Below are 14,506 nucleotides of genomic sequence, written 5' to 3'. Positions count from 1 at the left end.
CGGGCCATCGGTGCTACTCCAAATGATGGTTGACGGGGTTTGGGGCGAACGTGGAGCTATGGGGAGAGGGTCAGACAGCAACCCGCGCCCCTTGGGGCTCCGCTAGGCCCGCAGGGCCCCAATAACTAGACACCACACACCCGGGGGAACTCGGGGCACCGGCCACCAAATGAAACACCAACGAGAGGAACCAACAATGAGCACCACGACCACCACGCAGACCACCACCGCGGCCGAGTCCTTCACCGTGGGACTATCCACCACCGAGGATGAAACGATCCTCACCGTTTCGGCGGACATGCTCACCCTGGACGAAGCGGACGAACTTATCGAAGCACTGCAGGCGGCTGTGTCTCAGGCTCGCAGCATGTAGCAGCGGCCCCGGGCTGGACTCGGGGCAGGTATGACGAAGGCCCCGGCGGATATTTTCGCCGGGGCCATTCCATGCCCGGGACCACTGCAACGCGTCACATGTTGCCCGGGCCATTACACCGGTTCGATAATGTTCTATGTCCAAAAACGATAATTCGTACCATGTCCCACAACCAACCGACGAAGATTTGCGGCGGATCAAAGCCCTACTAGCCAAGATTGGGGGCCGGAACGTCCAATGGGGCGCAGCCTCAGAACTGGAAGTCTGGACCCTGGAACACCGGGCCAAGCTTGACCAGCAAATGAACGAACGGATCCGCGCCTCGTCTTGGGCCCTATTCATAGCGACGGTTGGCCTGCTCATTTGTACTGCCGGCCTCATATGGGCCACCCTCGTCAGCTGATGAGTGAGCGCGTCTAACCTTGTTTGACAACATCAGCCCTCGCGCGCGCGTGCGCGCGACCCCCACCCCACCCCCGGAGGGGGAGAGTCTCTTGCCGGAACCTAACTCGGGCTGGGGCAGGTGCTAGAGATTCCGACCCCCATACCCCCGGGGGGAGAAAGCAACGGCCGGCAACCCATGGGAAGGGCGGCCGGCCGCTGCTGGAAGGTGCCCGAACTGCTAGGCAGCAGGCTCCGCAATGTCGATCTCTACGAATGCGCCCGGCTGCTTGATAGCTACGCCGGCGCGAGTCTCAACACGGAACTTGACCTGATTCTTGTCGAACAGTTCGCCGCCGGTGTCCACGTTCAGCACTGCCTCCTGCCGGGTCACTACCTGCGCAGCTGCCCAGTCACCGAGGACCGCAGTACCAGCGGCCACGGCCACCGAGGTCACGCGCGGGATAGTCCACAGCGTGCGCACTGCCTCAGCTGCCGGATCCCCGAGTAGGTACTTGCCAGAGTCCACACCTTCGCGCAACAGGTCCAGCCGTTCAGCGTCCGTAGGATGCAGCACCAGCGCGGTAGGATCCACGCCGGTAACCTGCAAGGCGGTCATGGCCTTGCGCAGCGTGGTCAACAGGTCAGAGGTCCAAGCCTGCGACAGGTGCCCCGAGGTGGCCAGAATGCCGGTCATGTTTTCCCCGGTACCGTCACCGCTCAGCGCCTGCTGCTCGATGGTCCGCTGCAAGCCGTAGCCCATTTCGTTGGCTAGGAAGTCTCCGAGGTATCCGTCATCGTGGAAGTAGCGCTGCGGGATAGGCTCCGACAGGTGAGCTATGACGCGGAAACGGTCCTCGACCTCCTCAAGGGTGTAGACCGAGGTCGGCTTCAGCGCACCGTCAGCGACCGGGGCCGCCTTGGTGTCGCGGACGGTCTGGCGCAGGTAACTAAAAGTGTTTCCGCTGCCGCCGTCGCCGTTCATGATGCCGTTCTCAGCTTCGGCCGTGGTCTGCTGCCGTGGCTTGTATCCGGCCAGTTCGCGGCCGTAATCCTCGTCAGACAGGCCGGCGGCCTGCTCACCGCGCAGCAGGTCCAGCACCGAGGTTGGCACAACGCCCAACGGGGCCACACCGATGGAAACTGGGTTATTCATGGTTACGGATCCGGATATAAGCGCTTTGGAACCGTCGGCGCTGCCCATGTGCGCACGCACCGACTTTACGCCGGCGCGGCCCCATGCCTTGCGGCCTACAGGGCCGGCGGCCTTCTTACCCGGGGCACCGCCGATTTCATCAGCCAGCGCCTTGGTCTGCTCATGAATATCAGCATCACGCTTGACCTCCTTGTACTGCTTCAGGCCGTCCTCAGCGGACTTCATGGCCGCATCATAGGAGGACCGCTCAGAGGCGGTCAGATCCCGATTTTCGTCGCCGGCCTTGGTTGCAATGCTCTTAGCCTCCTGCGCGCTCTTCAGCGCGGCGGCTTTCAACTTCTCTAGCTTTTCCTTGTGCATCGTTTTTCCTAACGATCAGCGCCGTCCACAAATGGGGATACCTCACCCATGGGCACGGCAAAAATGAATGTGAATGCGGCCCGGCGTGGTGCTACGCGGTCACGGTGCGAAACGGAACGGCGGACCTATGACAGGGCCAAAATGAAAGCGGGGCCTAGCGGACGGATTGAGTACCGGCGGCTGGCAAGTCCTAGCGCGTCACGCTCAGCCAATGGCGGGGGCTCCTTGAACTTGTCCCGTGCCCGGGATCCTCGTTCTTGGCCTTGGCCAGCTGCCGAACTAGTCGCGCTGGAACAACCCTAACTCGAACGGCGCGACTCTTTCACCAACGCGCCCAGATATGCCGTCAGCTCCGCGCCGGCCAGAGCGTTCAAATCATCCGAGGCCCCGAACTCGTCTAGCTCGTGATCCGGGACGTTCAGGGATCCAAAACGGACACCGGCCCGATACGCAGCACGCCAAGTCATAGGCACCATACCGGCGAGCGCCAGTGTCATTGCTTCTAGCTCTTTGGGATCCATGGCGGATAGTAGGGCGGCCGCGCCGGCCCCGTCGTTGGACTGCATGGCGCGCACCAATCCGGCTGCGTCGCCTGCTGCCACGCGCAGCTCGAGCGTGTTCTCGTTTTCGTTTGTGTTGCTCATTTTCGTTTTCCTTGTCTAATCGCTGTGCGCCCGTTTCAGGGCCTCACCGTGTTTTCGTGGCCGATTGCCCGGCCGGGGGCCTGTTAGTCCGTGTCTGCTGCCGGCGGGGCCGGATCCGGGGCCGCTTCGGCTTGCTCCGCAGCATCCACTAGCTTGTTTGCCAGCGCATAAGCTCTTTCCGGGCTCAGCCATATTGATTTGTTTTCAATGCGTAGCTGCACCCCGGGCCGCCTCACGCCGCGGTCACCGTAACTCCATAAGTTCACCTTCGTGCGCCGCCGATTAGCCGGCCGGCCCTCGTAATCAGGTGCCTTCACTTGCTTGCCTCCTGTCGTTTGCGCCAAGCCGCCGAATTGGCACGCGCCCGCGCCTTGTTCTCAGGCCGCGCCCGATACTCCGCCGCCTTGGCCCGAATATCCTCTCGATTACGCGCCCGCCAAATCGCGCTGACCTCAGCGACACAGGCACGGCATCGACTTTTCCGGCCGTCCCGTGTTCCTCCCTGCCGTTGATACGCCTCGAGCGGCTTGTCCTCACCGCAGCCATTGCAGAATTTCCACGCGTCAGCCTCGAAGAATTGGCGCTCGCCGGTGGTTGTGGTCATCGTTTGTTTCCTCGTTTCAAATAGGGCCGGCAGATGTAGCAGGGGATCACGTCGCCGCGCTCGTTTTCGCCGCGCCAGCCGTCATTGCAGATATGCGGCACTGGGCCAGGGGAACTCGGGGGCTCAGCCGGGGCCGGCGATAGGCCGAGGTCCGTGGGGTCCCGTTCCTCACGCATCACGGCCTCCGAGTTCTTCGCCGTGTCCTGCGCAGTACTGGCCGAATTGGGCGGAGTACTCAGTCACCCGGCGGTCGCAGTCGTTCACCGAGCATTGGAGCCCGGCCGGTACGGTGGTCAGCCATGGTTCCGCTTGGTTTTTTGGTTGCTTGTCATCAAAAGAAGTACCGTCCCGAACCGGTCCGGTCCGGTCCGTTCCGTTCCGTTCCGGGTCACGCGTATTGTCACGGCGTGACTCCGTGCCAGTGTCACGCCGTGACTCACCGCGTGACGCTTCAGGCACCGCCGGCGGCGTATCCTTGCCAAGCCCACGCGCGGCCAGCTCCGTTTCGATCGCGTCATCTGTGAGCCCTTGCGCCTTCAATGCTTGACGCTCCCGGGCTCGACGCTGCCGGCGCGCGTCATTGGCCCGTTTGTTGGTCAGATAGGCCGCCGAGGGCTGCTCCTGCATGTGGTGAACGATCCGCAGATCATCCGGACCGGTCTGGAGCCACAAGCCGGCCGCCAGCAACTCAGCAACGGCCGCGCCCGGATCCTCAGTCTCAGCGAACCGCCGAACGTCGCGCCGGTCCAATGTGCCGTCCGTTTCCCGGTCAACCGCATAGGCCAACCCCTCAACGTGGGTCCGGAACGCAGCATCGGACAAGCCCGCTCGAGCCGCCTCTTTGGTGAACTCTTCACCGAGCTTTAGCCACGTCATGACAGACCACCACCGGCGAGCGCCGCTATTTTTGCCCTGCTGTGGAGTGCCGAGGGCACGGCGGCTAACTCGGGGGCCTGCTCAGTTAGGCTGGTCGCACGGATCCGGCTCGATCCAGAAGCGCGGCGGCCCTCGATACACTCGGGGGCCGTCGCGCTAACCGGGAACGTATCAGGTACGATGGTCGACATCTGCTTGGAGCGTGCCATTACCTCCAGATTGCGGCCCCTGCCCTTCCCGGCGGGGGCCGTTGCCATGCGCGGGGTCATTTGGATGCACCGCCGGTAGGCCGTAGCAGCCCAGATATGCGCGCCCGCTGCTCCATAGTCAGCGGCGGCGCTTCATTGATGATCTTTTCGGCATACGCTGCCAGTTTCGCGGCCGCGAGGTCCCGGCGTGCATTATCGATTTGTTCCGTGTTGCCCCAGCGGCTCGCGGATCCAAGCGCGGCACGGGCTTGCACTACTTCAGACATGCAAAAAGCTCCCAGATGAAGGCACAACAAATGTGCGTTTCACCGGGAGCTATCTCACTACTTCCCCAGATGGGGCCCTGAATCGTCCGTGGCTATGGTTGCCCGGGGAACCTGAAAAAAGAATACTTCATGCTTAAGCACGAGGCCAAACGAAACGCGGGGGACGTTGCTTTTCCATCCCCCGGGCCCGCCAGAGTTTCAGCGCCTGCTCCACGTACCCCAGCAAGCGCCACGCGGCCACACCCTGCCCCACGTCGCCGCAGTTCAAGCACTCAACCCGCAGCGGCGGCTCCGCGTCCGGCTCACGGTCTGCCAAATCTTCGGCCACCTCGTTGTCCACAGCTGTGAACACTTCGCCCTTGCGCCGTGCCAGCCTCAGCCCGTCGCCGTCCAGCTCCAACCGCAAACGAGCGCCCGTATCATGGCCGCCGGCACAATGAACATGCACTGGAACTGTCCGAGCGCTGCCGGCCGGCCGAGCCGTACCAAGCACCAAGTCCCGCAGCTCCACAGACACGGGGCCGGGCCATTCGCAGGCGTTCAAATTCATGCCGCACCTTTCCACACAAAACGGACCTGCTCAGGTGAAAACTTCACACCCACGCCGGCCGGCAAAATCGTAATATCCACCAGTTCCCGCAGCACGGCCCGCCGTCGCTCCATGGACGCAGCGGCCCACGCTTCAGCGGCACCGCTGCCCACCATCCCATCCAAGATGCGGAACGGCTGCTCCATGGTTACGCGGCCTTCAGCCGCCGACAGTTCAGCCTTCAGCCGTTCGGTGATCCGCGTTAGCTGCCGAACGGTAATAGTTCCGTCCGCGTATTCATCGGCCGCGCTATCCATGCGCGCCACAATCGCATCCCGGGCCGCCATGGCCTCACGCAACCGGGAGGGGTCCCGGCTCAAGTCCAACGCAGCGTCAGGCCGCGACAGGCGGCCCACAACAATCCGCTCCACCCACTCATCCAGTGGCTCCATAATCCGCACCGTACGCTGGCAGGCGGAACAGCCATAGGCCGGTGCCCTCCGATGCTTGTTCTCCTTGGCCTGCACAATGGGACGCATAGCGCCGCCGCACTTCCCACACTTGTAGATGCCGGATCCGAGATAACGCGGCTCACGGCCACGCGGCGGAATCCTTTTAGGGTCCGAAAGAATCGCAAATGCACGGTCGAAAGTTTCTTGATCTATCAGAGGTGCCCAGTTCCCCGGGCCTACAACTTGCCCGCGGTGTTTCCGCAGACCTAAGTAGGCTTCGCGGCGCAGCATGCGCCCAATCACGGCACCGAGCCACAGTTTCCCGGAATGGGTCCTCAGCCCGCGCGCGTTCATATCATTGGCAATTGACCGCAGCGTCTCACCATCAGCCACCCGCCTGTACCAATCGCGCACAATGGCCGCTTCTTCCTCGTGCAGCACATCTTGGCGGAATTTCCGACCGTCCTCGCCTATTTGGTCCACCCGGCGATAACCGAACGGCACAGGCCCGTGAGGCTCCCCCGATGCCGCCAATTGGTCAAACTTGCGTTTCAGCCGCCGGGACTGCTGTTCTACCTCATGACGTGCCACGCTCCCCTTCATGCGAGCCAGAAGGCGGCCTTGTGGTGTGGCAAGGTCCATTTCGCCGCCGACAGATGCAAGCGCCAGATCGTGCCGGTCCGCTAAATCGATGAACGTTTCAAGCTCAGCAGGCGTGCGCGTCAGCCGGTCAACGTCCCAGACAATCACCGCGCCAATGGTGCCGTTTTCTATTGCCTCGATCATCCGGACGTACTCGGGGCGGGCGCGTCCGTTACTAGCGCTCACGTTATTGTCTACAAAACGATCCACAATCGACCATCCGCGCCGCTCAGCTTCACGCGTGCAATCTTCCAGCTGCCGCGCCACTCCTAGCGCCGTTCCGTCAATATCACTGGAAATGCGCGCGTAGATTCCGCAGGCCTGTTTCGTGGTCATATCTCCATGTTACACAGAGAGACTATTATGAGAATTTGACAGGAGCATTTATCCAAATTTCCTCAACAGTGGGGTCATCGAGAAGTGGTTGTAACGCGCCAAAACCTGCGACATTATCAAAAATTGTTTGACGGGCAGCGTCGAGTGAGCCCAGGGATGGTACTGCACCAAGCAGCGCACGCTCGTCATAGTCCTTGATTACTTCCTCGATCAAGGACTTGATCAAAGTCGGTTGCTTAGCCGGATCCAGTCCGCGGCGTCTCACCAATTCACGAACTTCGTCCTCAACGATGGACAGAGCTTCCACGACGCACCCCTGTGGCTCTTCGTAACAAAGAATCCCGAAGTCGGGGACCATCGGCGAGCGCATCGTCGGTGCAGCATTCATATTCGTATGACAAGGGATGCTATAGGCACTTCGCTTAGCTTTCAAGAGGTTTTCCTTTTGTGGATAACCGAAAATTCTTTCTCCACAGGCCGTTTTTTAGTTATGCGAGCAGGTGGACCATCACGCTTTTATTGGTCATACAAGGCTTGTCACATACGATCAGGATTCTTCATGCCCCGCTACGAATTTCTCTTGATATCGCAACTTTTCCAGCATCCACGACAATTTGAATTGGTCTCGACCGGGAGACTGACTGGAGACAAATTGTCGTCAATTCTCCTGTCATCTTTTCCCAATCAGTATTGGTATTTCGGACAAGACAGCCTGGAAAGCTTGGGCTCTTTAGCATCAGGTCAAAAATTGATTCTGAGCGATATTCCTCAGGTGCAACCTGAATACATCGATAAATCAGCTACCTTAAAGCTCTATGTCCTCCACGGCCCAGATTCTGGAGCTTGGATTTCTCTCACTCAAGGGGAGCATTCAATTGGCCGGGGGGCTCCACTGTGGCTCGAAGACCCACTTATTTCACGATGCCACGCGACTTTAAATGTTTCTACGCGGCGCCTACGGCTGGTGGCAGCAGCCAACCACCAGATAGCTCGTGAGGATGGGATTCTCTGCAGCTCAATGGACCTAGTTCTAGGTTCTCGGTTTCGTTTAGGAAATACGTTTTTCGTGGTTGGCGACCCGGTCGCCACGGAATCCAAAAAAACGATTCGAGATGAGGACTTGGAAGTCCATGTCCCTCCAAAGCCTGAAATGAGCCGGCTGGTGATGCTCTCGCTGGCTGCCCTTGTCCCGATCCTGACTGGCGTTCTATTGGCAATTTTGATGGGAACGATGTTCTTTCTGATCATTAGTGGGATCTCTGCCCTCATGGGCTTGGCCCCGGCAAGCCAATTGGTATCTGAGCTCAGACGTTGGAAACGAGCCATGCGCGCCCAACGGAATGCAGTAATCCAGAATCGATCCACGTATGCTGCTCCGTTGGGGCAAGCAATTATTGCAGGGCTAGACGCGACCGCTTTGAACATTAACTCGCCGTCCGTACCTCCGTTGGTTTGGGGCGACGGGCTCTGGTCTCCACAATTGCATGAGTCTCCACAGTCCGATGCTTCGCAAAGATCACGGTTCAAGCTCAAGAGACGGAAGCTAGATGCGCCCTGGCATGGTCCTGTCTTTTCTCCGTCAGTTCCTGGAGTTTGGCATTTGGTCGGCGCTCAAGGTCCGGAAACTGGAGAAGTCTTGGCCAGTGTTCTTGCACGTTTCTTACCGCTGATCGCCACGGGAAAACTATCGCTCTATATCGATCCGAGCATCCGTTGTTTACCTGCTTCCTTATTACTGATGAAGAATGTCACCGCTTCCAGCCCACCGATGCCCTCGGAGCAGAGTCCCTGGCAACGCGAAGTTCCTTTGCTTAAGTCCATTTATCTAACAGCCGCGCCGACTCGGCTCCTCCCCGAGACCTTAATAATCGGCCTTGGCCCTAGGCTCCCGGAGGCCGCAGAACACTGGATCGAAATTAACTCCCATTCAACTCACCTTCCTGACCAGCGCTTCGTACTCAAGAATCTGCACCGATTAAGCTTGATGCGATTCGACCGAACCGTCCAGCAGTTATTGCGTTTGCTGCCATCAGGGCCTATTGCCGTGCAACAAGCATTATCGGAACCTGCAAACATCGTGCGAGCTGCTATCGGAGTCACCGATGAAGGAACCGAGGTAGCACTTGACCTGGATTCGGACGGGCCACATATGCTGATCTGCGGAACGACCGGGTCCGGAAAATCGGAAGCCCTGCGCCGCATAGTTGCGGATCTTGCACATAGCTTCTCGCCACAGCATTTAGCTTTCGTCCTTATCGATTTCAAAGGAGGCGCAGGATTATCAGTTTTTAAGCCGCTCCCTCACGTTCAACTTTTCGCTAGTGATTTAGACGAGTCATCCGCACAGCGCACCCTTGAACAACTTGAATTCGAAATACGTCGTAGGGAAAAACTCCTTGCTGATAGCGGATGTAGCGATCTCGGCGAATATCATATGCTCACGCCAGTTCCGCAACCATTGCCACGGCTTGTAGTCGTCGTTGATGAATTTCGGGTATTTGTCGAATCCCTGCCTACAGCTGGTCAGCGAATTGACCGGTTAGCCGCCGTAGGTCGGGCATTAGGGATTCATTTGATTCTTAGTACGCAACGCCCCGCTGGTGCTCTTACTGGCCAAACACGCGCGAATATCAATGCCGTCATCGCGCTTCGAGTCAATGACCCCAGCGAATCAGTCGAACTCATTGGCTCCACTGCGGCAACATTGCTAGATCAGCCGGGGCAGGCAATTGTGCGAAGTTCTTCGCGGCCAACTGGAAAAGTCCAATTTCATCTCGCTGTTGAGCCCGATCTCAAAGGCGAAATTTTTGAGCGAAACCGCAACAATATGGCAGTAGCCCCGTTCTGCACATTTGAACCTGAACATGAGCTATCCGGGCCGGACCCGCTTACGGTACTTCTGGAGCAGCTAACGGCCCGTTGGGTATTGGTGCCTAAACCTGTCTCGGGATTTGCACCCCCTCTTCCTTTGACCTCCGAAGAGGCACTAATCCCAACAGGCTGGCCCGGGAAGGACAAGGGCACCATCTTTTGCGGCGTTCGGGACAACCTGTCGGGTGGCACGTTAGAACCACTGGTCGTTAACACCGCACAAGGGCATTCTTTATTGATATGCGGTTTGCCGGAAGCTGGCGCCCGGAAGTCATTGAACTACTTGGTCTCATTGCGCCGCAAAATATTGTGTTTTGGACCAGAGCCGGTGACTGACGCACACAAGCATGCAAATCTGAAGGTCATCACTGGCAATGACACATACGCTTTTTTGGATGCTCTGGATTATCTAGAATCGCTTCCGAGGGACGATGGCTTGATCATCATGGTTCATTCGTTGGCTCAGCTTCAATCGGTGCTGCACCCGCAGCACTTTCAACGATTCGATGAGGCGTTGGGTTCGCTTTTGCGCTCAGGTTCTCAGCAGTCACCGTTCATAGTTTGCGCCGTCGATAGAGATCAGAATTGTCTAAAATCCACCGGCTTGTTCACGACCCAATGGTACTTTCCATACAATTCCACGGAATCACTAAAAATGATCTGGCCCAAAATTCCGGCTTGCTCTCCCATTACCGGCCGAGGGGTAATCGTAACTGCGGACAACCCGCCCCAGGTTTTTCAGCTTGCGCCAGCTCAAGCAGTTCCCCGCGAGGACGACAACTGGAACTATGCCAGTCCAGAGGACAGTGCGTATAGCCAGGCACCACACGAAGCATCCCAGCTACTTGGCTACTGCCCGTTTACCGGTCGCCCGATAGCCCGGCCACAACAAGCTCGCTTGATCATGATCTGTCCCGACGCTGACGAGAGGCTCAAGCTGTCGCTTCTTCTAGCGGATCGTTGGAATGCTTCCCACGCTAATGGCATAGAAGAATTAGCTTCAAGAATCGATGACTTCGAATCGGGGAAACAAGATAGTCCGGCCATGCTTTGCGTTTATTTGGAGAGCACAGCACAGCCACGACTCATGCCTGCAATCGAAAAGCTCGGAGCAATCAATGTGCCCGTCGTTTTCTTCACGCCGCCCTCGGCAAGGCTGGCGTATGAGCTCGGACTATCAGCGCTTGGATTAGATGACCGGGAATTCGCAGTCGTTGAGTCCGAACATTCCCAGGACATGCAACCAATGCAATGGCCTGCACTTCATCATGAGCCATCGGCTGAAAACAGACCGTACTGGCGCGCCATCATTTCTCGCAATGGACAGCCACGGATGATTCACATCCCCCGGGACATTCGTAGGAAATAACTAATTTGATGGCCGATCGCCAAGAAAGGCCGTGGTCTTTGGAGCGAAAAGCAGTACCACGCTCGAACCGGCAATCATGATAGATGCAAGAGCAGCTATCTTGACCATAGGAATATTGGAGCTCAGGAATGAAACAGACAAGATCAGTTGGAACAATTGCCACACGATAATTGGGGCTCGCGTGAATGCCTTCCCCTTGAAGAAGTTAGCGGCAACGGACCCCTGCCAGATGGCCAGTAAAAGGCAAAGTGCCAACATGAAGATTTGTCCGCCGACGTTCAACGCACCGTCGGTCGATAAGTTGCCTAGATAGCTAATGGCATATCCCAATACGGCCAGCGCTTCAAGCATTACTAATGCTGCAACGATGACTACACTGATTGGTCGGGGCATATTACTGTGTTGGTGGCTCACGTCAACAATCTTCGTTGACGTCTGGCAGGAACTCAAACTGCCCCGACTACTTCTTCTGTAGTGGACGCCACACCAACTGGCACTAGCGGACTTGCCACCCAAATGCCATGTGAGAAAGCACTCAGGCATTCAGCAACATTTCGCTATCATGACCCTTGTTTACTTCCTCGTAACATGAAAACCTTATGTGGTCGGTTAAACGAGGAGCCCAATCGGTCCTCACCGAAGATCAGAAGAGCCAATCGGTAACCATTGGCTAATCAGGATTTCATTTCTTTCCTAATTAGTTGTTGCCTCATCGTTGCCTGCCGTTGGCCCTTCAGACCCCCTCTCAGATTTCAAGGAGCATCAATAAGCATGGATTGGCGTAGCCGCGCGGCGTGTCTGGAAAAGGATCCGGAACTGTTTTTCCCAGTGGGGAACACCGGTCCGGCCCTGTTGCAGATCGAAGAGGCCAAGAGCGTCTGCCGTCGATGTGAAGTAACCGAAACTTGCTTGCAGTGGGCTATTGAGTCCGGTCAGGATGCAGGCGTATGGGGCGGTATGAGCGAAGATGAGCGCCGCGCTTTGAAGCGCCGCGCCGCACGTGCTCGTCGCGCTTCATAATTATGCGCTCGAGGTAAATCTCGCAACCCGAGACGCCAAACGAATTCCGCCAGAGGTCAACACCACTGGCGGAATTCGAGTTTAACCGGCATTTTTCCAGCTCCCCTAGGTAGATTAAAAGTAGTATTCATGTTCGAAAGGATCTGTTAGTGACTTTGGCCTGCTTCGCGCGCACGATTCAGGCGGGTGCAGACGGGAAATGAGCTCAGCCCTGACAGACCCGCATTTGGGCAAGACTCTCGACGGCAGATATCGGCTCGACCATCTGCTAGCCCTTGGCGGAATGTCCCGCATCTACCGCAGCATGGATAAGCGGCTTCACCGCGCTGTCGTCGTGAAAATACTGAACGACAATTTCGCGAGCGAACCCACTGTCCGTGAGCGCTTTGAATCTGAAGCCGTGATCGCCGCGAATATCACGCATCCGAATGTCGTTTCTATTCGCGACCATAATGTCAGCGACAATCTCGTTTACCTCGTCATGGAGTATGTCCGTGGACGGAACCTCGATCAAGTTATCGCTGAGCGGGGTCATTTCACGCCCCGCCAGATGTTGAGCGTTCTGGAGCAAATTTGCAATGGACTAAGCGCTGCTCACAGCGAAGGCATCATTCACCGAGACATGAAACCAGCAAATGTCCTGCTCGCGGACACCGGAGAGATCAAGTTGACCGACTTCGGCCTGGCGCGAGCAGCCAGCGCCCATACCCAATCAGCAACATTGCTGGCAACGCTGTCCCATGTTTCACCGGAGCTCGTTTCTGGGGCGGCAGCCGATTCTCGCAGCGATATCTACGCGCTGGGCATCATGATCTATCAGATGCTCACCGGCAAACTGCCATACTCGGAAACCAATCCAGCCGCCATGATGAAACACCATCTGGACTCCCCCATGCCGTTGCCTTCGCACACGGTTCCTGGTCTTGCCGAAGATCTGGATGAGCTGGTTCGCTGGTGCACCGAAAAAGACCCTGAAAAACGTCCTCAAGATGCCTCGCTCTTGCTAGAGGAGGTCCGCCAGATCCATTCGACCCTCTCCGATGAACAGCTGGACTTTGGTGTCGAATCGCTGGGAACCGTCTCAGATCTCATTCCCAAAACCTTCACCCACATGCCGACCACCTTGCAGCAACGGCTCGACGACATGCAACGCGACCGGGAGATTGAACGTGAACAGCAATGGCTAGCGCTTAACTCCACTTCTGGTGACGGCGAATACGAGGTCGACGACGACCAAGCGAACGAATCGCCAACCACGATCATCGCTGCCGGCGCCGCGACCGAGGTCCTGGACCTGCGAGACGCCCAGGCAACCCGTGCGCTGCCCCAAGGCGACAGCATTCCGGATGGCGCAGTCCTGAATGCCACCACCGCTTATGCCCGCGATGAGCTTCCCCAAAGCGCGCCGGAAGCTGCCGATACTGCGCCATCCGCACGCGATGCAAAGCGCGCGCAAAAGCAGGCAAACAAGCGTTGGCGCAAAGAAGCCCAAATTCCAACGCACCGCCTGCGCAAGCCGCGGACGGGGACCCAGAAGATCGTCATCACCTTGATGTGGATCCTGATTGTGGCGCTCGTTGCCGGCGCTGGCTGGTTCTTCGGTCGCGGGCCCGGAACGATCGTGCGCATTCCTTCGCTGAACGGCATGCTCCAAGAGCGGGCGATCGCCCAAATGGATAGCCAAGGCGTCCCCGTTAAGGTCAGCACGGCCTACGACGACGAGATCGCGATTGGCCGGGTGGTCGATTCACACCCGGGCACCGGGAAGAACATCATGAAGTTTCAGGGCATCGAGCTTACCGTCTCACAAGGACCGGAGCTCTTCGACGTTCCTGACGTTGCAGGCCTGGCATTGGAAAGCGCCAAAAAGTCATTGGCCAAGGCCGGCTTCAAGAACCTGAGCACCACCGAAGAGTATTCTTCGTCGGTGGATTCTGGCGCGGTAATCAGCGAAAGTCCTGGCGCCGGGCAACGGGTGCCAAAGAAGAACACCGTCAAGCTCACTGTTTCAAAGGGGCCGGCACCAGTTCAGGTACCCTCGGTGATCGGCCTGAGCCAGGAACAGGCCACGGAAAAACTTCGCGCGGCCGGATTGTCATTGACGGCTGGTGCAGAAGTCCATTCGGCACAGGTGGAAAAGGGCTTGGCAGCTTCCCAAGATCCAGCAACAGGCACCGCCGAATTCGGCAGTTCCATCACAGTCAATTTCTCCTCCGGGCCAGAATACATCCAGATTCCATCGGTTGTCGGACTCGACGTCAACGACGCTACGGCGCGGCTGGAGGAATCTGGTTTCCAGGTGAAGACCCACAGCGTTTTCGGTGGTCGCAACCAAATCGTGCGAATGCAGACTCCGCTCAATCAGGAAGCTGTTCGCGGTAGCGAAATCAGCATCTACGCTTTCTAGCGGTTACGCCA

At 57.9% G+C, this 14,506-nt stretch carries 12 protein-coding genes and 1 pseudogene; 4 read left to right on the top strand and 9 right to left on the bottom strand.

Annotated features, from left to right (window positions below; all coding sequences use genetic code 11):
• Positions 1–196 precede the first annotated feature (196 nt).
• Positions 197–373 (top strand): hypothetical protein, encoded by a 177-nt coding sequence (locus tag AC6CHO_RS16030; RefSeq protein WP_498216444.1) that lies wholly within the window; start codon positions 197–199, stop codon positions 371–373.
• 622 nt (positions 374–995) lie between these two features.
• Here AC6CHO_RS16030 and AC6CHO_RS16025 read toward each other — a convergent pair.
• From AC6CHO_RS16025 to AC6CHO_RS15990, 8 genes and pseudogenes are all read right to left on the bottom strand, one after another.
• Positions 996–2,270 carry a phage major capsid protein gene (locus AC6CHO_RS16025; protein ID WP_498216442.1) on the bottom strand — a complete coding sequence of 425 codons (1,275 nt, stop codon included), beginning with the start codon at positions 2,268–2,270 and terminating at the stop codon, positions 996–998.
• Between the two features lie 299 nt (positions 2,271–2,569).
• On the bottom strand, positions 2,570–2,914 hold the full coding sequence (locus AC6CHO_RS16020; RefSeq protein ID WP_498216441.1) for a hypothetical protein: 345 nt from the start codon (positions 2,912–2,914) through the stop codon (positions 2,570–2,572).
• Between the two features lie 313 nt (positions 2,915–3,227).
• Entirely contained in the window at positions 3,228–3,518 is a 291-nt protein-coding gene (locus AC6CHO_RS16015; RefSeq protein ID WP_498216439.1) for a hypothetical protein, read from the bottom strand.
• Between the two features lie 168 nt (positions 3,519–3,686).
• Positions 3,687–4,394: a hypothetical protein gene (locus AC6CHO_RS16010; protein WP_498216437.1), complete on the bottom strand. Its 708-nt coding sequence runs from the start codon at positions 4,392–4,394 to the stop codon at positions 3,687–3,689.
• A gap of 265 nt (positions 4,395–4,659) precedes the next feature.
• The gene (locus AC6CHO_RS16005; RefSeq protein ID WP_498216436.1) at positions 4,660–4,869 is read right to left on the bottom strand and encodes a hypothetical protein; all 210 of its coding nucleotides are present in this window, start codon (positions 4,867–4,869) and stop codon (positions 4,660–4,662) included.
• A 133-nt stretch (positions 4,870–5,002) separates the two neighbouring features.
• Positions 5,003–5,386: a hypothetical protein gene (locus AC6CHO_RS16000; protein WP_498216434.1), complete on the bottom strand. Its 384-nt coding sequence runs from the start codon at positions 5,384–5,386 to the stop codon at positions 5,003–5,005.
• Positions 5,387–5,415: 29 nt separating this feature from the next.
• Positions 5,416–6,828 (bottom strand): recombinase family protein, encoded by a 1,413-nt coding sequence (locus tag AC6CHO_RS15995; RefSeq protein WP_498216433.1) that lies wholly within the window; start codon positions 6,826–6,828, stop codon positions 5,416–5,418.
• A 40-nt stretch (positions 6,829–6,868) separates the two neighbouring features.
• Positions 6,869–7,135 (bottom strand): annotated as a pseudogene (locus tag AC6CHO_RS15990) (CpaF family protein); the annotation flags it as partial.
• A 252-nt stretch (positions 7,136–7,387) separates the two neighbouring features.
• Here AC6CHO_RS15990 and AC6CHO_RS15985 point away from each other — a divergent pair.
• Positions 7,388–11,068, top strand: coding sequence for an FtsK/SpoIIIE domain-containing protein (locus AC6CHO_RS15985; RefSeq protein ID WP_498216431.1), 3,681 nt, complete (start codon positions 7,388–7,390; stop codon positions 11,066–11,068).
• On the opposite strand, the gene AC6CHO_RS15980 is transcribed toward AC6CHO_RS15985, so the two are convergent.
• Positions 11,069–11,482 (bottom strand): hypothetical protein, encoded by a 414-nt coding sequence (locus AC6CHO_RS15980; protein ID WP_498216429.1) that lies wholly within the window; start codon positions 11,480–11,482, stop codon positions 11,069–11,071.
• Between the two features lie 357 nt (positions 11,483–11,839).
• Here AC6CHO_RS15980 and AC6CHO_RS15975 point away from each other — a divergent pair, with 357 nt between their 5' ends.
• A complete protein-coding gene (locus AC6CHO_RS15975; RefSeq protein ID WP_013348560.1) occupies positions 11,840–12,088 on the top strand; it encodes a WhiB family transcriptional regulator in 249 nt (82 codons plus the stop codon).
• Positions 12,089–12,287: 199 nt separating this feature from the next.
• The gene (locus AC6CHO_RS15970) at positions 12,288–14,495 is read left to right on the top strand and encodes a Stk1 family PASTA domain-containing Ser/Thr kinase (RefSeq protein WP_498216427.1); all 2,208 of its coding nucleotides are present in this window, start codon (positions 12,288–12,290) and stop codon (positions 14,493–14,495) included.
• Positions 14,496–14,506: the final 11 nt, after the last annotated feature.

The sequence above is a fragment of the Glutamicibacter sp. GQ173 genome, assembly GCF_059759215.1.
This window is presented reverse-complemented; position numbering and strand designations above follow the sequence as displayed.

Bases quoted from the DNA above. Each gene is read 5' to 3' on its own strand.
- AC6CHO_RS15995 (WP_498216433.1), bottom strand. From the start codon at position 6,828: ATGACCACGAAACAGGCCTGCGGAATCTACGCGCGCATTTCCAGTGAT.
- AC6CHO_RS16025 (WP_498216442.1), bottom strand. From the start codon at position 2,270: ATGCACAAGGAAAAGCTAGAGAAGTTGAAAGCCGCCGCGCTGAAGAGC.
- AC6CHO_RS15985 (WP_498216431.1), top strand. From the start codon at position 7,388: ATGCCCCGCTACGAATTTCTCTTGATATCGCAACTTTTCCAGCATCCA.
- AC6CHO_RS16005 (WP_498216436.1), bottom strand. From the start codon at position 4,869: ATGTCTGAAGTAGTGCAAGCCCGTGCCGCGCTTGGATCCGCGAGCCGC.
- AC6CHO_RS16010 (WP_498216437.1), bottom strand. From the start codon at position 4,394: ATGACGTGGCTAAAGCTCGGTGAAGAGTTCACCAAAGAGGCGGCTCGA.
- AC6CHO_RS16020 (WP_498216441.1), bottom strand. From the start codon at position 2,914: ATGAGCAACACAAACGAAAACGAGAACACGCTCGAGCTGCGCGTGGCA.
- AC6CHO_RS16030 (WP_498216444.1), top strand. From the start codon at position 197: ATGAGCACCACGACCACCACGCAGACCACCACCGCGGCCGAGTCCTTC.
- AC6CHO_RS15970 (WP_498216427.1), top strand. From the start codon at position 12,288: ATGAGCTCAGCCCTGACAGACCCGCATTTGGGCAAGACTCTCGACGGC.
- AC6CHO_RS15975 (WP_013348560.1), top strand. From the start codon at position 11,840: ATGGATTGGCGTAGCCGCGCGGCGTGTCTGGAAAAGGATCCGGAACTG.
- AC6CHO_RS16015 (WP_498216439.1), bottom strand. From the start codon at position 3,518: ATGACCACAACCACCGGCGAGCGCCAATTCTTCGAGGCTGACGCGTGG.